23 protein-coding genes and 1 tRNA gene are annotated in these 22,029 nt (G+C 69.8%); 17 read left to right on the forward strand and 7 right to left on the reverse strand.

The annotated features are described in order from the left end of the window. Positions 1 to 59: 59 nt before the first annotated feature. A complete protein-coding gene (locus PV963_RS25080) occupies positions 60 to 395 on the reverse strand; it encodes a winged helix-turn-helix domain-containing protein (protein ID WP_274817994.1) in 336 nt (111 codons plus the stop codon). Positions 396 to 947: 552 nt separating this feature from the next. Here PV963_RS25080 and PV963_RS25085 point away from each other — a divergent pair. The 10 genes from PV963_RS25085 (at position 948) to PV963_RS25130 (ending at position 9,739) form a co-directional block, all read left to right on the forward strand. Beyond that, positions 948 to 1,217: a DUF6284 family protein gene (locus tag PV963_RS25085; protein ID WP_274817995.1), complete on the forward strand. Its 270-nt coding sequence runs from the start codon at positions 948 to 950 to the stop codon at positions 1,215 to 1,217. Further along, positions 1,214 to 1,558 (forward strand): hypothetical protein, encoded by a 345-nt coding sequence (locus PV963_RS25090; RefSeq protein WP_274817996.1) that lies wholly within the window; start codon positions 1,214 to 1,216, stop codon positions 1,556 to 1,558. Before PV963_RS25085 ends, PV963_RS25090 begins: the two co-directional genes overlap by 4 nt. After that, the gene (locus PV963_RS25095) at positions 1,555 to 2,412 is read left to right on the forward strand and encodes a protein spdB (RefSeq protein ID WP_274817997.1); all 858 of its coding nucleotides are present in this window, start codon (positions 1,555 to 1,557) and stop codon (positions 2,410 to 2,412) included. The genes PV963_RS25090 and PV963_RS25095 overlap by 4 nt, the downstream gene beginning before the upstream one ends. Continuing rightward, the gene (locus tag PV963_RS25100; RefSeq protein ID WP_274817998.1) at positions 2,412 to 2,759 is read left to right on the forward strand and encodes an RRQRL motif-containing zinc-binding protein; all 348 of its coding nucleotides are present in this window, start codon (positions 2,412 to 2,414) and stop codon (positions 2,757 to 2,759) included. The genes PV963_RS25095 and PV963_RS25100 overlap by 1 nt, the downstream gene beginning before the upstream one ends. Before the next feature lie 2 nt (positions 2,760 to 2,761). Further along, positions 2,762 to 3,079: a hypothetical protein gene (locus PV963_RS25105; protein ID WP_274817999.1), complete on the forward strand. Its 318-nt coding sequence runs from the start codon at positions 2,762 to 2,764 to the stop codon at positions 3,077 to 3,079. 101 nt (positions 3,080 to 3,180) lie between these two features. Further along, complete coding sequence (locus PV963_RS25110; RefSeq protein WP_274818000.1) at positions 3,181 to 5,502, forward strand: DUF7221 family queuine tRNA-ribosyltransferase-like protein; 2,322 nt, start codon at positions 3,181 to 3,183, stop codon at positions 5,500 to 5,502. After that, on the forward strand, positions 5,499 to 6,341 hold the full coding sequence (locus tag PV963_RS25115) for a bifunctional DNA primase/polymerase (protein WP_274818001.1): 843 nt from the start codon (positions 5,499 to 5,501) through the stop codon (positions 6,339 to 6,341). Before PV963_RS25110 ends, PV963_RS25115 begins: the two co-directional genes overlap by 4 nt. Before the next feature lie 3 nt (positions 6,342 to 6,344). Continuing rightward, the gene (locus PV963_RS25120) at positions 6,345 to 7,823 is read left to right on the forward strand and encodes an ATP-binding protein (protein ID WP_274818002.1); all 1,479 of its coding nucleotides are present in this window, start codon (positions 6,345 to 6,347) and stop codon (positions 7,821 to 7,823) included. A gap of 427 nt (positions 7,824 to 8,250) precedes the next feature. After that, a complete protein-coding gene (locus PV963_RS25125; protein WP_274818003.1) occupies positions 8,251 to 8,460 on the forward strand; it encodes a helix-turn-helix domain-containing protein in 210 nt (69 codons plus the stop codon). Positions 8,461 to 8,533: 73 nt separating this feature from the next. Continuing rightward, the gene (locus PV963_RS25130) at positions 8,534 to 9,739 is read left to right on the forward strand and encodes a site-specific integrase (RefSeq protein WP_274818004.1); all 1,206 of its coding nucleotides are present in this window, start codon (positions 8,534 to 8,536) and stop codon (positions 9,737 to 9,739) included. A gap of 83 nt (positions 9,740 to 9,822) precedes the next feature. On the opposite strand, the gene PV963_RS25135 is transcribed toward PV963_RS25130, so the two are convergent. The 3 genes from PV963_RS25135 to PV963_RS25145 form a co-directional block, all read right to left on the reverse strand. Continuing rightward, positions 9,823 to 9,896 (reverse strand) — tRNA-Pro (locus PV963_RS25135). A 47-nt stretch (positions 9,897 to 9,943) separates the two neighbouring features. Further along, positions 9,944 to 10,717: a Pr6Pr family membrane protein gene (locus PV963_RS25140; RefSeq protein WP_274818005.1), complete on the reverse strand. Its 774-nt coding sequence runs from the start codon at positions 10,715 to 10,717 to the stop codon at positions 9,944 to 9,946. A 119-nt stretch (positions 10,718 to 10,836) separates the two neighbouring features. Beyond that, positions 10,837 to 11,763: a metallophosphoesterase gene (locus tag PV963_RS25145; RefSeq protein ID WP_274818006.1), complete on the reverse strand. Its 927-nt coding sequence runs from the start codon at positions 11,761 to 11,763 to the stop codon at positions 10,837 to 10,839. 183 nt (positions 11,764 to 11,946) lie between these two features. Between PV963_RS25145 and PV963_RS25150 the strand changes: the two genes are divergently transcribed. Next, positions 11,947 to 12,411, forward strand: coding sequence for a GatB/YqeY domain-containing protein (locus tag PV963_RS25150; protein WP_274818007.1), 465 nt, complete (start codon positions 11,947 to 11,949; stop codon positions 12,409 to 12,411). 117 nt (positions 12,412 to 12,528) lie between these two features. Here PV963_RS25150 and PV963_RS25155 read toward each other — a convergent pair whose 3' ends face one another. After that, positions 12,529 to 14,823 carry a transglycosylase domain-containing protein gene (locus tag PV963_RS25155; RefSeq protein WP_274818008.1) on the reverse strand — a complete coding sequence of 765 codons (2,295 nt, stop codon included), beginning with the start codon at positions 14,821 to 14,823 and terminating at the stop codon, positions 12,529 to 12,531. A gap of 408 nt (positions 14,824 to 15,231) precedes the next feature. Between PV963_RS25155 and wblA the strand changes: the two genes are divergently transcribed. Further along, the gene (wblA, locus tag PV963_RS25160) at positions 15,232 to 15,570 is read left to right on the forward strand and encodes a transcriptional regulator WblA (protein WP_274818009.1); all 339 of its coding nucleotides are present in this window, start codon (positions 15,232 to 15,234) and stop codon (positions 15,568 to 15,570) included. Positions 15,571 to 15,753: 183 nt separating this feature from the next. On the opposite strand, the gene PV963_RS25165 is transcribed toward wblA, so the two are convergent. Both PV963_RS25165 and PV963_RS25170 read right to left on the reverse strand, forming a co-directional pair. Then, the gene (locus tag PV963_RS25165) at positions 15,754 to 17,181 is read right to left on the reverse strand and encodes an ArsA family ATPase (protein WP_274818010.1); all 1,428 of its coding nucleotides are present in this window, start codon (positions 17,179 to 17,181) and stop codon (positions 15,754 to 15,756) included. Between the two features lie 70 nt (positions 17,182 to 17,251). After that, positions 17,252 to 18,229: an ArsA family ATPase gene (locus PV963_RS25170; RefSeq protein ID WP_274818011.1), complete on the reverse strand. Its 978-nt coding sequence runs from the start codon at positions 18,227 to 18,229 to the stop codon at positions 17,252 to 17,254. A 130-nt stretch (positions 18,230 to 18,359) separates the two neighbouring features. Between PV963_RS25170 and PV963_RS25175 the strand changes: the two genes are divergently transcribed. From PV963_RS25175 to PV963_RS25195, 5 genes are all read left to right on the forward strand, one after another. Beyond that, positions 18,360 to 18,518 carry a DUF4177 domain-containing protein gene (locus PV963_RS25175; protein WP_003991873.1) on the forward strand — a complete coding sequence of 53 codons (159 nt, stop codon included), beginning with the start codon at positions 18,360 to 18,362 and terminating at the stop codon, positions 18,516 to 18,518. Beyond that, complete coding sequence (locus PV963_RS25180; protein WP_274818012.1) at positions 18,518 to 18,979, forward strand: RidA family protein; 462 nt, start codon at positions 18,518 to 18,520, stop codon at positions 18,977 to 18,979. Before PV963_RS25175 ends, PV963_RS25180 begins: the two co-directional genes overlap by 1 nt. Positions 18,980 to 19,080: 101 nt before the next feature. After that, a complete protein-coding gene (locus PV963_RS25185) occupies positions 19,081 to 20,166 on the forward strand; it encodes an IS630 family transposase (protein WP_274814345.1) in 1,086 nt (361 codons plus the stop codon). Positions 20,167 to 20,261: 95 nt separating this feature from the next. Continuing rightward, positions 20,262 to 21,140: an NUDIX hydrolase gene (locus tag PV963_RS25190; RefSeq protein WP_274818013.1), complete on the forward strand. Its 879-nt coding sequence runs from the start codon at positions 20,262 to 20,264 to the stop codon at positions 21,138 to 21,140. Further along, a complete protein-coding gene (locus PV963_RS25195) occupies positions 21,137 to 21,967 on the forward strand; it encodes an MBL fold metallo-hydrolase (RefSeq protein ID WP_274818014.1) in 831 nt (276 codons plus the stop codon). Before PV963_RS25190 ends, PV963_RS25195 begins: the two co-directional genes overlap by 4 nt. The last annotated feature ends 62 nt before the right edge of the window (positions 21,968 to 22,029 follow it).

The following is a 22,029-nucleotide window of genomic DNA, read 5'->3' on the forward strand; positions in this document are numbered from 1 at the left end:
CGTCGTCCCCTGGCTGTCACTTACGGCACAACTCCCGTTCCTCGCATGCTGGTTGCAGATCACGCACCACCCGGGACGGAACGCTCTTCGAGCGCTGCGACCCGTTCAGTCAACGCCTGAATTTGGGAGCGGATTTCCTTGATGTCGTCGCGCACGTCGCTGCTGGGGGAAGCCCCGTCGCTGACGAAGTTGCCGAGGTTCCCGGCCGACACGATCAGCCCTTCGGCCCGAAGTGCAGCCAAGCCGTTCTGGATGGTCTGGCTCGCGAATCCGAACCGGTCGATCAACTCGCGCTGTGACGGGAGCTTGTCCCCCGGCTTCATCTTCTTGATGTCCTCGCGAAGTGCGTCCGCGACCTGCACCGCTTTCGGCTTCGGCCCTCCTGTGACAGTCATGCTTTGAGAGTACCCACCACAGCGAACTAGCGCGCATCACCCGACCGGGGTTGTGCACCACAGCAAACTAGTGCAAGCTAGTCAACGAGCGGCCCTACCGGATCCTCGGGAAACAGCCGCTTGACCTGCACGAATGCACAGGGCGGGGACGCTGCAATCCCGCTAAAGGCCAGGTGGAACAGGGCTTTGGCCCGTACTGGCGAGGTGGCCCGGTGACCGCGAGCAACGGCCGGAGAGTGGGGACGTGATCCCCCTTGCAGTGCTTCACCCCTGTTGACCTCGCCGAAAGGACGCCTGATGTACCGACGAAGACCCTGAGCGCCACCGTTACGGACCGGTCGGCGGCGCCTGGACAGCATGCACGGTCCACCACGGCTCGCAGCACGTCACGCTGCGGCCGGCTGTCTCTCCCGCCCGTCCGTTCCGCGCTATGGGCGAGGACGTACGGGCGGGAGCGCGGGGAGCCGGAACCGACTCCAACGGCAAGCGGCTCCCGGGGGGCATCCCGGGAGCCGCGTTCGGGCCGTTCCACGCTGAGAGGAACACGACCCAATGAACCACATCGTCACACTTCAGGACGCTGTTACCGCGTTCGCACCGTGGATGGAACCGACCGACGCTGAGCTGGACGCGATCGAGCAGGAGATGCCCGTCATCCTGGCGGACGTCGACCTGTTGGACGCGCACATCACCACCCTGGACCGCGCCCCGACCGAACTGGACGAGCGGCGTATCCGCCGGGCCCGGCGCCGGGCGCTCGCCGCCCGGGTCGCGCTGGTCAACCGCGCGGCCGGTACGAGCCTGCCCGGGGGTGCGGCATGACGCTGGACGACCTCACGGTCCCCCTGCGCGCGCTGCGGCTGTTGGCCGTGGACTTCCCGCACCTGCCCGCCCCCGACGTGGATGTGTCCCCGATCTTCCCGGAATGGCTGCGGCTGTCCTTCCACGACACCTCGGGCGAGAGCCTCGCCGCGTTCGAGCAGTGGCGCACTGCCCTGCGGATCGCCCCGGAAGCGGTCGACTCCCGCACCCAGAGCGCGGGCCGCACCCGCGTCCTGAAGGCCGAAGGGCAGTTCGCCGGCGCGGGCATCGTCCTGACCGCGTATGCCGATCAGCCGGACGTCGACCGTGCCCCTGCGGGGCAGGCGGGAGGTGCCCGGTGAAGGCCAAGACCGTGCTTCCGGCTGTCGCGATGACGGCCGTGTCGATGGTGCTCACCCTCGCGGTGGTCATGATGTGGCTGGGTGCGGCGGTGCCTTGGCCGGTCGCTCTGGTCGTCGGTCTCGGTATCGACGGTGGATGGCTGGCCACCCTCGCCTACGAACGCCGCCTGGCCGCGCAGGGCGACCACAACCGCGCCGTAACGGCGGTCGGCTGGTCCTTCGGTGTCCTGGCCGCTGGCGTCCTGGTCGTCCATGCCCTCACTGCTGAGCATTCCGCCGGGGCGTGGCTGGCTGTGGCGTGGCTGCCGATCGCGGCCAAGGCCCTGTGGCTCGTGCACAGCCTCTGGGAGCGTACGGCGCTCACTCCGCTCGCGCTGGACGCGATCCGGGGAATCCAGCAGGAGGCGCGCGACGAAGCGGCCGTGGCCCGTGCCCGGCTGCGGGCGGAAGCGGCGACGGAGGAGACGCGGCTGACGGCCGTGACGGAAGCCGGGGCCCGCGTCGCACGCGTCCAAGCCGAGACGGCGCAGACCCTCGCGGGGGCGTGGTCGACGCTGGAGACGGCACGCAAGGGCGAGGAGACGGGCAGGGCGCTGACCAGCGTGACGAGCCCCGTCACGCCCGGCGTCACGCCCCGTTGGGAGCTCCCTGTGTGGGGACCGACCGATCCGGTGCCGGCGCTGGAGACGGGGGCGCCCGCGCTGTCGGATGACGCGCTGGACACGCTGGTTCACGACATCCGGCACAGCCAGACGCCGCCCCTGTCATACCGCGACATGGCCGCCCGCTTCCGCGCCGCCGGCCACTCCGCCTCTGAGGTCCGGTTGCGGGCCGCGTGGAAGCGGGTCGCCTGATGGCTGCGCTGCCGGTCTATCGGTGGCGCCTGGCTCCGGACGGCTACGCCACCCGCCGCCAACTCCGTGCCCGGGGCTTACGGCCCGGCGGTCAGGGCGTGGCCGCGCAGCTCGAACGGCCGCGCCGCCGCCGGGGGCCGCTGGTCGCCTACCTCTACCGCGTCGACCTCGCCAAGCCGGTCCGGCCGATGACGCCGGGCCGGTGGGCGGCACTCGCTAAGGCGAACGCCGCCCGCCGCCTCTGCCCGCAGTGCCGGCGCGATGCGGGCTACGTCATCCCCGCCTCGCTCGGGGCCTGCGTGCCCTGCGCCTACCCCACCCCCGCCGACTCTCCGAGGAGCGTCTGACCATGCGCAACGCCGACATCCGCCGCCTGGACAGAGAGATTCAGGCGACCACGAAGAAGCTCGAAGCAGTCCGCCGGGGTGAATGGTGGCCGCTGAACGGCAGCGAGCGCCGGGCCATGGCCCGCTCCCTGGCCGTCGGTGGCTACAAGGTGGCCCGGGGCCGCAGCGCAGGCCGTGAAGAGCAGCGCATGGAAGCCACCGGCAACTCTGCCGAGATCCGGCTGAACGCGGAGCTGACCGCCCTGCACGGTGAGCGGCAGAGGCTCATCACTGAGGCCGCCCGCGCCAAGGCCAAGAAGAAGTCGTCCGGCTGGTTCTGACCAGCCATCGCCCCGGGGTGGCCGCTCTTTCCACGGACCCGGCCACCCCGGCTCTCTCCCTTACTCGCGCCCCTGTGGGGGCAGTCAGGAGAACTTCCAGCATGTCTGAGAACGTCGTCCACCTCCACAAGCACACCGCCCACCCGACCTCCGACACGGCCCCCACCGTGCTCACGGTCGTGCCGGACGCGCCGCCCGCGCGGCCCGTGCCGCTGTGGGTGCGCTCCGGCCGTGCCATCAAGACCGGCGTCACCCACGAGAAGACCCGCGCGACGGTCCGGGCGGCGGCCCGGCACAGCCTCTACACGTTCAACGGCGGTCGGATCGTGGCCCGTCGCGCGTGGGACGGCCGTACCGGGTCCCGGTACGAGCGGATGATCCGGGCGGCGGAAGCCGCGGGAAACCTGGAGGCGGCCGAAGAGTGGGAGGAGCGGTTGCAGCGCTTCCGCGCCGCCCGCCACCACCGCCGCATGGACCTGCTCCACTCGCCGGTGGAGGCCGCCAAGGGCGTGGCCGTCGGCGCGGGCATGAGCATCGGTGTCCTGGTCGCCCTCGGCGTCGTCATGGCCATCAACACCGGCCACGTCGGCGATGTCATCACCCCGCTGTCGGCGACCATCGACTTCATCGCCCTGCTCATCCGGATCGTGCAGGTGGTGTGGGGTCCGGCGCTCACGATCGGCCCGTTCCTGGCCCTGCTGGCGCTGTGGTCGGTCGGCCGCAAGCAGCACGCCGCCCCCGCCTGGGCCTTGCCCGCCAACGTCCGGGGCAGCGAGGGTGAGCCGATCACCCCGTCCATCGTGGTCAAGGCCCTGCGTGACCTCGGAGTGCCCGCCTTGGCGCGGGCCATCAAGGAGATGGGCGACGCCGGCGCGTCCATGCTCGGGCCGATCCGGATCGCCGGATGCGGCGTGGAAGTCGACGTGACCCTTCCCTCCGGGGTGGCCACGAACGAGGTGCAGAACAAGCGCCGCAAGCTCGCCGAGAACCTCACCCGGCACGAACACGAGGTGTTCATCACCATCCCCGAGGCCGCGCGGACGGTGCGGCTGTGGATCGCCGACTCGGGGGCGCTGGACGAGCCGATCGGCCCGTCCCCGCTGGTCACCGACGAGACGCTGACCGCGAACTACAAGACCGGTCGGGCCCCGTGGGGCCAGGACCTGCGCGGGGACGCGGCTGAGCTGAGCGTGTATCAGCGTCACCTGTTGGTCACGGGCCTGTCCAACCAGGGCAAGACCGCCGCCCTGCGGGCGCTCGCCCTGTGGTTGGCGCTGGACCGTACGGTGCAGTTCTGGATTGCCGACCTGAAGGGTGTCGGCGACTGGGCACCGTTCGACGGCATCGCGAAGGTCCTGATCGAGGGGCCCTCGGACAGCCACTGCATTCAGGCGACCGAGATGGTTGAGGACGCGGTGGAGGAGATGAACCGGCGGATCGAGGCGGTTCGCAAGGACCCGTCCCTCGTGTTCCCGCCGCTAGGCGGCCCCCACCTCTCGCCAAAGAACGCGGGGCCGCCCTTGCCAGCCAGCACCATCAAGGAACTGGAGATACCCAGCATGACGCAACCCACCATCGCCCCGCGAGCCTTACCGGCGGGAGCTCCCGCCGCGAGCGGGATGCGGTTCTACCTGACCACCCACAAACGGCACTGGGTCAAGCTCACCGACGTGCCGCTGTTCCTGAAGTCCGAGCACTTCGCCGCCGCAGCCAAGCTGTACCCCGCCCGCGGCCGGTACGCGGTCGACTCCGGCGGCTTCTCGGAACTCCAGCGTCACGGATGCTGGACGCGCAGCCCACGCCAGTACGTGGACGACCTGCGCCGCATCTGGGAACACGTCGGCCCCTACGACTGGGCCGCCGGTCAGGACTGGATGTGTGAAGACCTCATCATCCACGGCGGCACAGCGGGCCCCCTCACCTTCGTCGGGACCAAGCTGAGCGTGCCGGAGCACCAGCGCCGCACCGTGCACAACTTCCTGGACCTGCGCTCCCTTGCCCCGACCCTGCGCATCATCCCCACCCTTCAGGGCCGCACCGTGGCCGAGTACCACGCGTGCGCGGACCTGTACGAAAGCTACGGCGTCAACCTGCGCCGCGAACCCACCGTCGGGCTGGGCTCCGTGTGCCGGCTGCAGTCCACCAAACAAGGGGCGGCGATCGTCACCGCGATGGCCGCCCGCGGCTACCGGCTGCACGGCTTCGGGTTCAAGATCCTCGGTCTGGAACGGGTCGGACACCTGCTTGCCTCCGCGGACTCCGCGGCCTGGAGCTACCACGCCCGCAAGCGGCCACCGCTGCCCGGCCACACCCACAAGAACTGCGCCAACTGTCTCGACTACGCCCTCAACTGGCGCCGCCGGGTCCTGGCTGCCATCCCCACCTACCACCAGACGCTGCTGACCGACGGGAGTGCGGCATGAGCGAGACGCCCTACCCCCAGCACACCGCGCTGAGCCTCGCCGCTTCCGGCGTGCCGGTGCTGCCCCTGCGGCGGGGCAAGGTTCCGTTCGGTAACTGCCCTACCTGCGCGGGCAACGCGTGCGGGGGCCGGCCAAACATGAAGACCCCGGGGCCCTGCCGGTGCCCTGGCGTCTGCCACGCGTGGGCCGCCGCCACCACCGACCCGGCAGTCATCGTCTCGCCCCCGTGGGCGGCGGCGTGGCGGCGGTCCGTCTGCGTCGCCTACCACCCCGGCGCCGCCGGGCTGACCGTCGTGGACCTGGACAACGCGGACGCCATCGCGTGGGCCCGTACCGTCCTGCCGGCCACGCGCACGGTGGCGACGACGCGCGGTGAGCACTGGATCTATCGGGGCGCCATGACTTCACACAACGCGGTCCGGCCCGGTGTCGACGTCAAGTCGTCCATGTCCTACGCCCGCTACCTGGGGCCCGGCACCGGCCACATGGTCGACCTACCGGACGCCGTGCGCGCCCTCGCGGTGAAGAAGCCTTCCCCCGTCCGGCCGGCGCCGCATGTCGGCACCCTGCCCGCAGGGTCCGGGGAGTGCCCGCACCGCACGCCCGCTTACCTGGAACGCGGCATCGCAATGGCCGAACAGCGCATCACCAAGGCGCGCAGCGCAATCCACGCGACCGTGTACCGGACGTTCCTCGCGGTGCTGTCCACACACGGCCGGTGCGACTGCCTCACCGACACCCACGTCGCCCGGCTGTTCGCCGCCGCGCAGAGCAAGGGCGAGACGGCCCGGCACTGCACGGACGCGTGGACCAACGCCCGCACCACGTTGGGACTGTGAGCCATGTCCGACGACGACAAGACCCCCGCCCGCGACGTCATCGCGGACTACGCCCAATCGCACTTCCGGTACTTCCGCACCGCTGACGGGACCGTGTACGCGCAGAAGAACGGCCACCCCGTGGCCCGCCCGATCCGCTCTCAGGGCACCTCGGGCAGCCACCGTCAGGAACTCATGGTCGGTCTCTTCCGCGACGGATACGGCGTGTTCAACGGCACCGCCTTGAAGGAGGCACTCGACTTGATCGAGGCACTCGCGCTGAGCCAGGACGTACAGCCCGTGCACATCCGCGTCGCGCCGGGGTTCGACGGGGCGACGTGGCTGGACCTGGGCCGCGACGACGGACAGTCGGTCCGTATCCACCCCACCGGATGGGACATCCGCACCCCCGACCCACAAGAGGTGTGCTGGCGCCGCACGCAGCTCACAGGCGAGTTGCCCATGCCGGTCAAGGACACTGACGGCAAGGGCATCGATCTCCTGCTCAGGCTGTGCAACTTCGCCAACGCCGAGACCGAATGCCTGGCCATCGCGTGGCTGATCGGCTGCCTCGGTCCGTCCGTGCCCGTCCCCGCCCCGTTCCTCACCGGCCCCCAGGGGGCAGGCAAGTCCACGGGCGGGCGGATGCTCGTGCGCATCATCGAGGGCATGAGCGGGGACCTGCGCCGGGCCCCCAAGGACGAAGAGAACCTGATCGCGGCCGTGGCCGCAGGATGGGTCACCGCCCTGGACAACCTCTCCCACCTCGCCCCCGACCTGTCCGACGCGATGTGCTGCATCGTCACCGGGGCCGAGACCGTCAAACGCGCCCTGTACACCGACGGGGACGTCGTCCGGGCCCGCTACCGCCGCCCCCTGCTGCTGACCGGCATCGACGTGGGCGTGATCCGGCCCGACCTTGCCGAACGGCTCCTGCCACTACGCCTGGAACGCCCCAGCGTCCGGCGGACCGAAGCGGAACTGTGGGCGGAGTACGCGCAAGCCCTGCCCGTGATCCTCGGCTCCCTGCTCGACCTCACGGTCAAGGTCCGTGCGGCAGAGGCGGACATTCCGACCGACCTGCGGATGGCCGACTTCGCCCACCTGTGCGCGCAGCTCGACGCCGCCACCGGGTTCGGAGCGCTCGCCGCCTACCGGGCCAGCCTGGACGACCTCAACGACGACGTGATCGAAGGTGACCTGCTGGCGCAGACCGTCCTGAAGCACGCCGCCGGCATCGCTCCGGGGGCGGAGGAGCGGATGACCTCTGCCGAGTGGCTGCACGCCCTCACGGGCCTCTACAGCGGCGAGGACTGCCGACCCCTTCCAAAAGGCTGGCCGACCACCGGCAAGGTGCTCTCAGACCGCCTCAAGCGGCTTCAGCCCACCCTCGCCGCCCGGGGCGTCCTCATCGACTGGGGACGCACCAAGGCGGCCCGGTACATCGAGATGGCCCGGCCCTCGGCCCCGCCGCCCGCACACGAGCAGGAACCGGCGTTCTGACCGCCGGCACCCCTGCCGGTCGCCACAAGCAAGAGGAGCACCCGCGCGCGCGTGCTCCTCTTGCTGTTCGGCGGCGGCCGCCGCCCTGCGATGGCCCCGCCGCGAAGCGGCTCCTTCTTCACGCCCTGAGCCGCGCACTACAACAGACACCTCCCCTCTCTTGTCCGAAGGAAAGAGACGCTGCGTCACCTGCGTCACCCACGGACGGCAAACGCCCCGTGACCTGCCCAGAGAGCGGTGACGCAGACGGGCGGCGGGTGCGTCACCCCGCGTCACCCGCGTCACCGGTGACGGAAGCCTGCGTCACCGGTGACGCACCCCGAAACGTCCTGCGTCACTCAAACACGCAGGTCAGCACCCCTGAATGACGCAGGTGACGCGGTGACGCAGAAATCCGAACCTCGGACAGAAGCCCAGGAGTCACTGGATGAGCACAGTCGCTGAACCTGCTGAACAGCTCCTCTACCGCCCTGAAGAGGCTGCCAAGGCTCTCCGTATTGGCCGATCGATGGTCTACGAGGAGATCCGGCTTGGACGCCTCAAGACCGTCCGCATTGGTCGCCGCCGACTTGTGCCACCTGAGTACATCGAGCGGTACGTCGAACTCCTCAAAAGCGAGGCGGAAGCCACCGGCTGAACCTCAACATCCCGACCGACAGGGCCGCGTCCTTTAGGGCGCGGCCCTGCCCCATGTGGAGGCACAACACAGCATGCCCGAGACCCCGAAGCGCGCCCAAAGGGCTGGCCACGGTGCGGACACGATCTATTGGGACCCCGCCAAGAAGAGCTACGTGGGGGCCGTTTCCCTGGGGTACGCCCCGAACGGCAAGCGCCGTCGACCGAAGGTGTACGGCAAGACCAAGACCGAAGTCCGAGAGAAAATCCGGAACTTGAAGAAGGAGATGCAGACTGGCGTCAAGGCGCCGGCCAACTACACCGTGGCGGACGCGGTGAACGACTGGTTGGAGCGCGGTCTAAAGGGGCGCGACGAGAAGGGCACCATCGGCAAGAACCGCTCGATGGCGAACAAGCACCTGATCCCGTTCATCGGCAAGGCCAAGCTGAAGGAACTCAGCGCGGACGACGTCGACGACTGGTTGGACGACAGGGCCGAATTCCTCGCGACGCGAAGCCTGCGTGACCTGCTCGCCATCCTGCGCCGCTCCATCGCGCACGCTCAGCGCAGGGACAAGGCTGCGCGGAATGTCGCCCTACTCGTCACTGCACCGGAGGGGCGCCCCGGCCGACCGAGCAAGGCACTCAACTTGGAGCAGGCGAAAGCCGTGCTCACCGCCGCGCGTCCGTCACGGCTGTATGCCTACCTCGTGCTCTCGCTCCTCAGCGGCGTGCGCACGGAAGAGGCGCGGCCCCTCACCTGGGATCACGTCTTCCTGGACACGACGGACGGCATCCCGCCTCACGTCGCGGTGTGGCGTTCCGTGCGCAAGCACGGAGAGACCAAGACCAGGAAGAGCCGCCGTACCATCGCTCTGCCGAAACAGGTGGTCGAAGTCCTCGAAGAGCACATGCGATGGCAGACGCAGGAGCGGGCAGCGAGAGGGATGGAGTGGAGCCCGACCGGCCGCGTCTTCACCACCCGGAGCGGCGAGCCGCTCGACGCGGCCAACGTCCGACGCGACTTCAAGGCCATCGTGAAGAAGGCCGGACTGAAGCCTGAGTGGACCCCGCGGGAGCTCCGGCACAGCTTTGTGTCCCTGCTCTCCGACCACGGCGTACCGCTGGAGCGGATCGCGCTCTTGGTCGGGCACAGCAGTCAGGCGACCACAGAGGCGGTCTACCGGAAGCAGCTCCGGCCCGTGATCACGCAGGGTGCCGAAGCGATGGACGACATCTTCGCCGAAGATCAGGAAGGGGAGGCTGCGGAGGACGACGAAGAGGGCGACGCGGTGGCCTGATCAAATTCGTTTGGCCCCCTGTTTGGCCCCCCAGGCACGACAGAGGCCACATACGGAAATCCGTATGTGGCCTCTGACCAGCGTCGGGGTGGCGGGATTTGAACCCACGACCTCTTCGTCCCGAACGAAGCGCGCTGCCAAGCTGCGCTACACCCCGATGCCGCTGCTGTCGCGGCGACGACGTTTACTTTAGCCCACTGGTGGCTAGAGACGAAATCCGGTTTTCCAGCGGTAGCGGGGTGGGTTCGGGCGGGCGTGGTCGAGGGCCACGAGGAGGATCGCGAGGGCGTAGAAGGAGAGGCCGAGGAGGAGGGCGTTGCCGAGGACCTTCTTGTAGCCGTCCTGGCCGACGTCCAGGAAGGGGTAGAGGTAGCGGTCGGGGGTGCCCGGGAGGAGCAGTTCGCCTCGGGTGAGGGAGAAGGCCAGGTAGGCCAGGGGGTAGAGGAGCCAGGCGCCGGCCTGGCGCAGGTGCAGGCGGCCGGGGGCCGTGAGCAGGAGCCAGTCCAGTACGGCCGCGATCGGGGTCAGCGTGTGGAGGGTGTGGTGGGCGACGGCCTGCCAGCCCGTCGGAGCGGCGGCGGCCTCGCCCGTGAGGGAGAAGGGGCTCGCCTCGTTCATCAGGAGCAGGTGGTGCACCAGGGCCGCGATGGCGACGTAGAGCAGGGTCGCGCCCAGTACGGCTCCTGGTAGCGGGCGGCCGGCTGTCCACGCGCGGCGGGCCGAGAGGGCCATGACCAGCGCGAGCAGGATGTTGCTCTGGATCGCGAAGTAGCCCAGGGTCCGGGACGGGTCGCCCAGGAGTACTTCGAGCGTGACGCCGGCGGCCGCCGCCAGGGCGACCAGCAGGCGGAACGCCGCGGCCGCCGGGCGGGGGAGCGGGGCGACGACGGCCGTGGCGGGGACGGGGGAGGGCTTCAGCGCGGGCTTGCCCGGAATCGCGGGGAGGTCCGGTATGTCCCTGGGTATAGGGGCGGTCATGCCCCCACGCTGACAGAAGCGGACATAGGGGACTATTTGGGTGGGCTGTGTGGCTTAACGGGCTCCCACCGTCTCCCGCCATCTCCCACGGGCCCCCTGCCTGCGGCAGTGACTCCCCGCTACTCCCGCCCCACCAACGTCAGCAACGTCGCCTCCGGCGGGCACGCGAACCGTACCGGTGTGTAGCGGTTCGTGCCGCAGCCCGCCGAGACGTGCAGGTACGCCGTACGGCCCTGCGCCGTGTGCGTGGACAGGCCCTTCACGCGGTCCGTGTCCAGGTCGCAGTTGGTGACCAGGGCGCCGTAGAAGGGGATGCACAGCTGGCCGCCGTGGGTGTGGCCGGCCAGGATCAAGGGGTAGGCGTCGGCCGTGAAGGCGTCCAGGGTCCGCAGGTACGGCGCGTGGACCACGCCCATGGAGAAGTCGGCGGAATCCGAGGGGCCGCCGGCTACCTGGTCGTAGCGGTCGCGCTTGATGTGCGGGTCGTCCAGGCCCGTCAGCTCCACCGAGACGCCCTCGATCTTGAGCGCGTCGCGCGTGTTGGTCAGGTTCAGCCAGCCCGCCGCGTCGAAGGCGTCCCGCAGGTCCTCCCACGGGTTATGCACCACGCCGACGGCCGGCGGGTTGCCGTTCAGGCCGTGGCGGCCCTGAGCCTTTTCGAACAGGTAGCGGGCGGGGTTGCGGAGCTTGGGACCGTAGTAGTCGTTGGAGCCGAAGACGTACGCGCCCGGGAACTCCATCAGGGGGCCGAGCGCGTCCAGGACCTCCGGGACGCCCTCCGGGTCGGAGAGGTTGTCACCCGTGTTGATCACGAGGTCGGGGCGCAGGCCCGCCAGGGAGTGCAGCCAGCGCTGCTTCTTGCGCTGACCGCTGACCATGTGGACGTCGGAGACCTGCAACACGCGCAAGGGGCGCATGCCCGAGGGCAGGACCGGGACCGTGACCCGGCGGAGGCGGAAGGAGCGGGCCTCGAAGCCCGCCGCGTACAACAGACCGGCGGCACCAGCCGCCGCGATTCCCAGGGGCACTCCGTATCGCGCGCGCATACGGCCATCGTGTCAGACCGCGCCGGTCGCCTGCGCCCGGCGGTGTCCGAAAGCCCCTGACGGCACCCGCCCTTGAACCATCCCTTGAACCGTCCCTCGGAACCATCCCTTGCACCATCTCTTGAACCGCCGCCCCACAAATCAAGGGGCGCCTTTCCGTCCGTACCTGCGACAATCAACCCCATGACCACGCTCAAGTCGAAGCTTCAGGAAGACCTCAACGCCGCGATCAAGGAGCGCGACGAGCTCCGCTCCTCGACGCTCCGGCTGACGCTCGCCGCGATCACCAAGGAGGAGGTCGCGGGCAAGGAGAAGCGCGAGCTCTCCGACGACGAGGTGCAGAAGGTGATCACCCGCGAGGCGAAGAAGCGGCGTGAGGCGGCCGAGGCCTTCGCGCAGGGTGGTCGTGCCGAGCAGGCCGAGCGGGAGAAGGCGGAGGGTGAGGTGCTCGCCGAGTACCTCCCCAAGCAGCTGTCCGACGAGGAGCTCCAGCAGATCGTGGCCCAGGCCGTCGAGGAGGCCAGGGCCGCCGGTGCCGAGGGGCCGCGGGCCATGGGCGCCGTCATGAAGATCGTGAACCCGAAGGTGGCCGGCCAGGCCGAGGGCGGCCGCGTCGCCGCCGCGGTGAAGAAGCTGCTGGCCGGCTGACCGGCCCTCCGGCGGGACCTAACAGGGGCGGCCCCCTCTTCCCTGTCGGGAGAGGGGGCCGCTCCTTTTCAGTCACGCCCCTTTTGAGTCACGCCCCTTTTGAGTCACCCCGGCGGCTCAGCCGAAACGCCCGCCGCCGTTCCCGTTCCCGCCCCCGTTGTCCTGGCCCCGGAAGAAGCCCTCGGGAATGGAGAAGGAAGGTGTCGGGAAGGGGTCATTGCCTCCGCCGCCGTTGTTGCCGCCGACCAGGCCGCCGATGAGTCCGTTGCCGCCGCCGTTGTCCCCGTCGTCGCGGCCGCCACCGTCGCCGTCACCGCGGTCCCGGTCCCGGTCGATGCCGTCGGGGATGTGGACGAGGTTGAAGTCGGGGGCGGGCTTGCCCTCCAGCGCGCCGACCATCATGTCGTGCCAGATCGGGCCCGGGACCTCGCCACCGAACACCTTGCCGTAAGAGCGGCCGCCGATGGTGATGTTCACCATCTTCCGCTTGTGCGCGGGGTCGCCGACCCACACGGCGGCGGACATGTTCGGCGTGTAGCCCACGAACCAGGCCGCGTAGCGGAAGTCCGTCGTACCGGTCTTGCCGGCGCTGGCGCGGGCGCTGCCGAGGCCGGCCTGCTTGCCCGTACCGTCCTCGACGACGCCCTTCAGCAGCGTGTTGATGGTGTCGGCGGTCTTCTCCGACATCGCACGCGAGCACGTCGACTTCGGTACCTGGAGCGACTTCGTCTGGTCGCCGACGCGCTGGGTGACCGACTCGATGGCGACCGGCGTGCAGTACATCCCGCGCGAGGCGAAGGTCGCGTACGCGTTCGCCATGGTCAGCGGGGACATCTCCTGGGTGCCGAGGGCGATGGAGGGCACCTGGGGCATCTTGTCGCCGTCGGCCCGCACGACGCCCATCTTCTTCGCCATCGTCGTGACCGGGCAGATGCCGATGTCGCTGATCATCTGCACGTAGTAGGTGTTGACCGACTTGGCGGTCGCTTCCTTCATGTCGTACGGGCCGACCTCGGACTTGTTCTCGTTCTCGAGCTTGGCGGGGTTGGTCCGGCTGTTTCGCCAGGTCTTGCCGTCGCAGACCGAGACCGGGCTCGGGTACGCCATCTGGTACGGCGACGAGTACACCTTGTTCGCCGGCATGCCGTCCTCGAGGGCCGCGGCGGCCACGATCGGCTTGAACGTCGAACCGGGCTGGTAGCCCATGCCGCCGCCCATCGACTGGTCGACGGAGAGGTTGATCTGCGTCTCGTTCTTGCCGAAGCCGTACGGACGCGACTGGCCCATCGCGAGGATCTTGCCGGTGCCGGGCTGGACGATGGAGGCGGCGGTGGCCACATCGTCGCTCTTGTAGACGTGCTCCTTGATGGAGGCCTGTGCCGAGTCCTGGGCCTGGGGATCCATGGTGGTGCGGATGGTGAGGCCGCCCTGGTTCCAGACCTTCGCCCGCTTCTCCTTGGTCTTGCCGAAGACCGGGTCGTTCAGGAAGACCTCGCGCACGTAGTCGCAGAAGAAGCCCGCGCCCTTGACTGCCGTGATGCAGCCGTTCTTGGGCTTGCTGACCTTCAGGCCCAGCGGCGCCTTCATCGCCTCGGCGGCCTCCGCCCGGGAGATGTCGCCGACGTCGGCCATGCGCCGGAGCACGATGTTGCGGCGCTTGGTGGCTTCCGCCTCGTCGTTGACCGGGTCGTACCGGCTGGGTGACTGGACGATGCCGGCGAGGAGGGCCGCCTCCTGGACGTTCAGGTCCTTGGCGGACTTGGAGAAGTAGCGCTGGGCCGCGGCCTCGATGCCGTAGGCCTGCTGGCCGAAGAAGGTGATGTTCAGGTAGTTCTCGAGGATCTTCTTCTTCCCGAGCTCCTCCTCGACCTGGATCGCGTACTTCAGTTCGCGGATCTTGCGGCCGATGGTCTGCTGGGTGGCCTGCGCGACCTTCGTCGGGTCGTCGCCGGCCTCCTCGACGAAGACGTTCTTCACGTACTGCTGCGTCAGGGTCGAGGCGCCCTGGGCGACCTCACCGCTGCGCGCGTTCTTGTTGAGGGCGCGCAGGACGCCCTTCATGTCGACCGCGCCGTGCTGGTAGAAGCGCGAGTCCTCGATCGCGACGATCGCCTTCTGCATGTACGGCGAGACGTCCTTGAGGGGGACCACCGTGCGGTCGCGCGAGAAGACGGTGGCGATCTGGCCGCCGTCGGCGTCGAGGATCGTGGTGCGCTGGCTCAGGGGCGGGGTCTTCATGTTGGCCGGGAGCTCGTCGAAACTCTCGACCGATCCCTTCGCCGCCAGCCCCAGCGCACCCACCGCGGGCAGCGCGATACCGGCTAGCACGGCTCCCGCGAGAACACTGACACCGAGGAACTTGGCGGCCTGCTGCGTGGGTGACAGACCACCGCCCGAGCGCTTCTTTGGCATGAGGGCAGCCTACGTTCTCATTCGCCGGACAGGCGTATAGGCCTTGGCCTAAGCTGCTCTCAACTGTCACAGCAGTGAGGCCACGTATCAATACGTCCGGCGACCCCGAATCGTTCCGGGTGTTCCCCAACTTTTTTGGTGGAGTCGTGTCCGAATCCGCCTTGTGTGTCACACGGCGTCCGTTGTGACGCAGGCGAACTGCCCCGGTTTGCCGGGAAAGTTACGTATGTCGCCAGCTCACTCCCCCGGGTGATCTGCCGCTTACCCATAGTCCGTTCGGGCCATTCAAGATTGGGCCCGCTGGGGGTGTTGCACTGTGCCCACCTTCCGTAACGTCCTCAACTGGCGGCGGTGAATATGCCGCTGCCGCCGTGGGGGAGCCTCGATTCGGGAGAGGACGGCGCCGGTATGGGCTGGGTAACCGACTGGAGTGCGCAGGCGGCCTGCCGCACTACCGATCCGGATGAACTGTTCGTTCAAGGAGCAGCGCAGAACAGGGCCAAGGCGGTGTGCACCGGATGCCCGGTGCGCACGGAGTGCCTGGCCGACGCGCTGGACAACCGCGTCGAGTTCGGCGTGTGGGGAGGCATGACGGAGCGCGAGCGCCGCGCACTGCTGCGCAGGCGGCCGACGGTGACCTCCTGGCGCCGGCTGCTGGAGACCGCGCGCTCGGAGTACGAGCGCGGTACGGGGGTCGTGCCCCTCGATGACGACGCGATCTACGAGAACTACGCGGCGGTGAGCTGAGGGGGTCCCTCCGGGGGCTCCTCGGGGTTTCAGTCGGGGCCCAGGCCCCCACGGAGACAGGCACGGAACATGCCGGTCGGCAGCGCCGGGTCGCCCTCAGGCACTCGCGTTGTGCTCAGGAGCACCTGTCTTGTGCCTGTGCTCAGGCGCACTCGCGTAGTGCTCAGGCACTCGCCCGGACGCTCAGGCACTCGCCTCGGGCCGGGTGCCCGCCACGGGCAGCTCGGTCTCGGGCAGTTCGCGCTCGTTCGCCGCGAGCCGGTCGCCGATGTCGCGCAGCCCAGCGAGGTCATGCACATCGCCGGGCAGCGCGCCCACTTCCGTCACGGCCACCTCGGGGTGGAGCGCGGTGAAGCGGTCACGCGTGCGTTGCTCACGGGAGAGCAACTGCATACGTTCGGCGTGCAGCCTCAGCAGGCCTGCCGCGAGCTGGTCGACGGACCGCTCGGTGTTCTCGGCGTTCTCGGCGGGGGAGCCACCGTCAGAAGCCGGAGCAGCAGCCGGAGCTGGTGTTTCGGGTGTGGGAGAGTCTGAACTGTCGTACGTGTCGGGGGAGTTACGAAGTCCTTCTTTCCCGCCCTCCTGATCCACAATGCGGGGCTCTTCAAGATTTTCCGCGGCGGCGAGCGCCCGCTCGGCCGACAGCCGGTCGGCGGCGCTGCCGTGGACCCGGTTGAGCACCAGCCCGGCGAGCGGCATGTCCTCCGCGGCCAGCCGCTCCACGAAGTACGCGGCCTCGCGCAGCGCGTCCCGCTCCGGAGCCGCGACCACGAGGAACGCCGTGCCGGGCGCCTGGAGCAGCTTGTACGTGGCGTCCGCGCGAGTGCGGAACCCGCCGAACGTCGTGTCCATCGCGGACACGAACGTCTGGACGTCCTTGAGGAGCTGACCGCCGAGCAGTTTGCCGAGGGTGCCGGTCATCATCGACATCCCGACGTTCAGGAATTTCATCCCGGCGCGGCCGCCCAGCTTCGCCGGCGCCGTCAGCAGCCGGATCAGCCGTCCGTCCAGGAACGACCCGAGCCGCTTGGGCGCGTCCAGGAAGTCCAGCGCCGAGCGGGACGGCGGGGTGTCGACGACGATCAGGTCCCACTCGTCCCGGGCCCGCAGTTGCCCGAGCTTCTCCATCGCCATGTACTCCTGCGTGCCCGCGAAGCCCGCCGAGAGCGACTGGTAGAAGGGGTTGCCCAGGATCGCGGCGGCCCGCTCGGGGTCCGCGTGCGCCTCGACGATCTCGTCGAAGGTGCGCTTCATGTCGAGCATCATCGCGTGCAGCTCGCCGCCCGCGGAGTCGTCGATGCCCTTCACCCGGCGCGGGGTGTTGTCGAGGGAGTCGATGCCCATGGACTGGGCGAGCCGGCGGGCCGGGTCGATGGTGAGCACGACCACCTTGCGGCCCCGCTCGGCCGCGCGCAGCCCCAGGGCCGCCGCGGTCGTGGTCTTGCCGACCCCGCCCGAGCCGCAGCACACCACGATGCGGGTCTTCGGGTCCTCCAGCAGCGGGTCGACGTCGAGCACGCGCGCGGGGGACAGGTGGTGGCGGGCCGCTGGGTCGTGGGTGTGGTGGTGGCGGGCCGGGTCGTGGGTGTGGGCCGGGTCCGGACGACTCATGACATCCCCTGCTTCCGACTCATGACGGGCCTTGCCTGTGTGCTGTTCCGGGGGCCGCGGCCTGCCCGGCTCATGACACGCCCTGCTCGCGCAGCTCGCGGGCCAGCTCGTACAGCCCCGCCAGGTCCATGCCCTCGGCGAACAGCGGCAGTTCGTGCAGCGGCAGGCCCAGCTCGGTGAGCACCGCACGCTGCTCGTGCTCCAGCGTGTACCGCTCGGCGTACTCCTCGGCCTGCGTCAGCAACGGATCCACCAGCCGCTCCGCGCGCCCGCCGCGCCTCGCCCCGCCGAGCCCGGCGGACGACAGCGACCGCGCAACCGTGGAACGCGGGACCGTCCGGACGAGTTCCAGGTCGGCCGCGTCCAACACCTCCGGCCGCACCATGTTCACGATGATCCGCCCCACCGGCAGCCGCGCCGACCGCAGCTCGGCGATGCCGTCCACCGTTTCCTGGACGGGCATCTCCTCCAGCAGCGTCACCAGGTGCACGGCCGTCTCCGGCGACTTGAGCACCCGCATGACCGCCTGGGCCTGATTGTGTATCGGGCCGATCTTGGCGAGGCCGGCGACCTCGTCGTTGACGTTCAGGAAGCGCGTGATGCGCCCGGTGGGCGGGGCGTCCATGACGACGTAGTCGTACGCGAACCGCCCGCTGCGCTCCTTGCGCCGCACCGCCTCGCACGCCTTGCCGGTCAGGAGTACGTCTCTCAGCCCGGGCGCGATGGTGGTGGCGAAGTCGATCGCGCCGAGCTTCTTCAGGGCCCGTCCGGCGCCGCCCAGCTTGTAGAACATCTGGAGGTAGTCCAGAAGGGCCAGTTCGGGGTCGATGGCAAGCGCGTACACCTCCCCGCCCCCGGGAGCGACGGCGATCTTCCGTTCCTCATAAGGCAGCGCTTCCGTTTCGAAGAGCTGCGCGATGCCCTGACGGCCCTCGACCTCGACGAGAAGCGTCCGCTTCCCCTCCGTGGCCAGGGCCAGCGCTAGGGCCGCGGCCACCGTGGTCTTGCCGGTACCGCCCTTGCCGCTGACGACCTGGAGCCTGCTCACGTATTCGAGCCTAACCAGTCCGTGCCCGGGCTACGCGGGAGGCTGTGGATAACCGCCGCCGAGGCGGGCGGACGACCGGGGGCGTGGTCGGCCGCATGACCCCTCTCCGGCAGCGGCTAGAGTCGGCCGCATGACCAAGTGGGAATACGCAACCGTGCCGCTGCTCGTCCACGCCACGAAGCAGATTCTGGACACCTGGGGCGAGGACGGCTGGGAGCTCGTCCAGGTCGTGCCCGGGCCGAACAACCCCGAGCAGCTCGTGGCCTACCTGAAGCGGGAGAAGCAGTGATGAGCGCCGTCGAGGCGAAGCTGGCCGAACTCGGCCTGACCCTGCCCGATGTCGTCCCGCCGCTCGCCGCGTACCAGCCGGCCGTGCAGTCCGGGCCGTACGTCTACACCGCCGGGCAGCTCCCGATGGTGGACGGCAAGCTTCCGGTCACCGGCAAGGTCGGTGCGGAGGTCACCCCGGAGGAGGCCAGGGAGCTGGCACGCACGTGTGCGCTGAACGCCCTGGCCGCCGTCAAGTCCGTCGCCGGTGACCTGGACCGCATCGCGCGCGTGGTGAAGGTCGTCGGCTTCGTGGCCTCGGCCTCCGACTTCACGGGCCAGCCCGCGGTGCTGAACGGCGCCAGCGAGCTGCTCGGCGAGGTCCTCGGCGACAAGGGCGTGCACGCGCGCAGCGCGGTGGGCGTGGCGGTGCTGCCGCTGGACGCACCGGTGGAGGTCGAGATCCAGGTGGAGCTCGCCTAGTGATCTGGTCTTGAGTTCACGTCTCGCCACGTGAGTCGTGGTTCGTTTCAGATTTCGGCTCGGGCGGTGACAGCGGCTGGCGGCTGCGGTCTGCTGGAGGAATGGGGGACAGCAGGCTGCAACCGCTGGTGTTATCCGAGGACGAGCGGCTGGTGTTGCAGGGGTGGGCCAAACGGCGGACAACCGCGCAGGGTCTGGCCAAGCGGGCACGGATCGTGCTGGCCTGCGCGGACGGGCTGAACAACACCGCGGTGGCCGCGCGGCTGGACACTGATCGGGGGACCGTGAGCCGGTGGCGGACCAGATTTCTGCAACGCCGTCTCGATGGTCTGTCCGACGAGCTGCGTCCCGGCGTGCCCCGCACCATCACCGACGCCCAGGTGGAAGAGGTGGTGGTGCGCACGCTGGAAGAGGTGCCCGAAGGCGCCACCCACTGGTCGAAGCGGGAGTTGGCCCGGCGGGTGGGGATCTCACCGACGAGTGTGCTGCGGATCTGGCGGGCCTTCGGGCTGCAGCCCTGGCGCACGGAGACCTTCAAGATCTCTCCGGACCCGCTGCTGATCGACAAGATCCGTGACGTGGTCGGGCTGTATCTCGCCCCGCCGGCGAACGCGGCCGTCTTCGCGGTCGACGAGAAGCCGCAGATCCAGGCCCTGGAACGGACAGCTCCGGTACTGCCGATGGTCCCGGGCATCCCCGAGCGGCGCAGCTTCGACTACGTCCGGCACGGCACCGTGGACCTGTTCGCCGCCCTGAACACCGCCACCGGCAAGGTGATCGGCAAGCTGTCCGCGCAGCACCGGGCCGTGGACTTCCGCGACTTCCTCGACGAGATCGACCGCCAGACCGATCCCGGCCTGGCGGTCCACGTGATCTGCGACAACCTCTCCGCCCACAAGGCGCCGGTGGTCCACAAGTGGCTTCTGGCCCATCCCCGGTTCGAGCTGCATTTCACCCCGACTTACTCGTCCTGGATCAACCAGGTCGAGCGGTGGTTCGCCGAACTACAGCGGCGCTGCCTCGAACGCGGCGTGTTCTGCTCACTCGACGAGCTCAAGACCGCCCTCGAGGACTGGATCAAGACCTGGAACGAGCAGGCCCGGCCCTTCAAGTGGACCAAGACCGCAGACCAGATCATCGACCGCATCTGCCGCTACTGCGACAGGATCTCCGGACCGGGACACTAGAGGGTGTCCGCCAGGACCCTTTCGGTGGTCCTAGCTGCGGAATCCGCCCCCAGGGCCACTCGAACATCCGCCCGTCACGGGATAGCCTCGCGCCCATGGCGAACGGTCAGTGGTACCCCCCGGAGTGGCCGGACCGCATCCGCGCACTCGCGGCCGGCACCCTCACCCCGGTCACCCCGAAGCGCGCGGCCACCGTCATGCTCCTGAAGGACACCGGCACCGGCGCCGCCGTCCACATGCTGCGCAGACGCGCCTCCATGGCCTTCGCCTCGGGCGCGTACGCGTATCCGGGCGGCGGCGTCGACCCCCGGGACGACGACCACCAGGTCCGCTGGGCGGGCCCCACGCACGCGTGGTGGGCGGACCGGCTCGGCGTCGACGAGACGACGGCCCAGGCGATCGTCTGCGCGGCCGTACGGGAGACGTACGAGGAGGCGGGCGTGCTGCTCGCCGGTCCGACGCCCGACTCGGTCGTCGGCGACACCACGGGCGCCGACTGGGAGGCCGACCGCGCCGCCCTGGTCGCCCGGGACCTGTCCTTCGCGGAGTTCCTCGACCGCCGCGGCCTGGCCCTGCGCTCCGACCTGCTCGGCGCCTGGACGCGCTGGATCACCCCGGAGTTCGAGGCCCGCCGCTACGACACCTGGTTCTTCGTGGCCGCCCTCCCCGAGGGGCAGCGCACCCGCAACGCCTCCACGGAGGCGGACCGTACGGTGTGGATCGCCCCGGGCGAGGCGGCGGCCGGATACGACAAGGGCGAGCTGCTGATGATGCCGCCGACCATCGCGACCCTGCGTCAGCTCACGGCGTACGAGACGGCAGCGCAGGCGCTCGCGGCCGCCCCGGGGCGGGACCTCACGCCCGTCCTGGCCACCGCCCGCCTGGTGGACGGCGAGATCGTGCTCTCCTGGCCGGGCCACGACGAGTTCACCAAACGCATCCCGACCGCCCCGACCGGTGGAGCCACCGCATGACGGACGCAGCAGCCCTTCCCGGCCAGCCTCGCGGCGGGGTTCTCTCGGGCCCCGCCACCGCGCGGGCCGTCAACGTCCTGGCCCCCAACCCGTCGGCGATGACCCTGGACGGCACGAACACCTGGATCCTCTCCGAGCCCGACTCGGACCTGGCCGTGGTGGTCGACCCGGGCCCGCTCGACGAGGGGCACCTGCGCCATGTCGTCGCCACGGCCGAGCAGGCCGGCAAGCGCGTCGCCCTGACCCTGCTGACCCACGGTCATCCCGACCACGCGGCGGGCGCCGCCTGGTTCGCCGAACTGACCGGCACGCGCGTGCGTGCGCTCGATCCGGCACTGCGGCTGGGCGACGAGGGCCTGGCCGCCGGAGACGTGATCACCACCGACGGCCTGGAGCTGAGGGTCGTGCCCACCCCCGGTCACACCGCCGACTCGCTCTCCTTCCATCTCCCGGCCGACCGGGCGGTCCTGACCGGCGACACGATCCTGGGCCGCGGTACGACGGTCGTGGCCCACCCCGACGGCCGTCTCGGCGACTACCTGGACTCCCTGCGGCGCCTCAGGTCCCTCACGGTCGACGACGGCGTCCACACCGTCCTGCCGGGCCACGGACCGGTCCTGGAGGACGCCCAGGGCGTCGTCGAGTACTACCTCGCCCACCGCGCCCACCGCCTCGCCCAGGTGGAGACGGCCGTCGAGGACGGCTACCGCACTCCGGGGGAAGTCGTCGCCCACGTCTACGCCGACGTCGACCGCTCCCTGTGGCCGGCGGCGGAACTGTCGGTGCGGGCGCAGTTGGACTACCTGGAGGAGCACGGGCTCATCTAGTCCACTCCGTCTTGGGCCGGAAGACCTCGGGCACGCGCGCGAGGGAGCCCCCTTCCTGCCGT

This window comes from Streptomyces coeruleorubidus (genome assembly GCF_028885415.1).
Lineage (GTDB): Bacteria > Actinomycetota > Actinomycetes > Streptomycetales > Streptomycetaceae > Streptomyces > Streptomyces coeruleorubidus_A.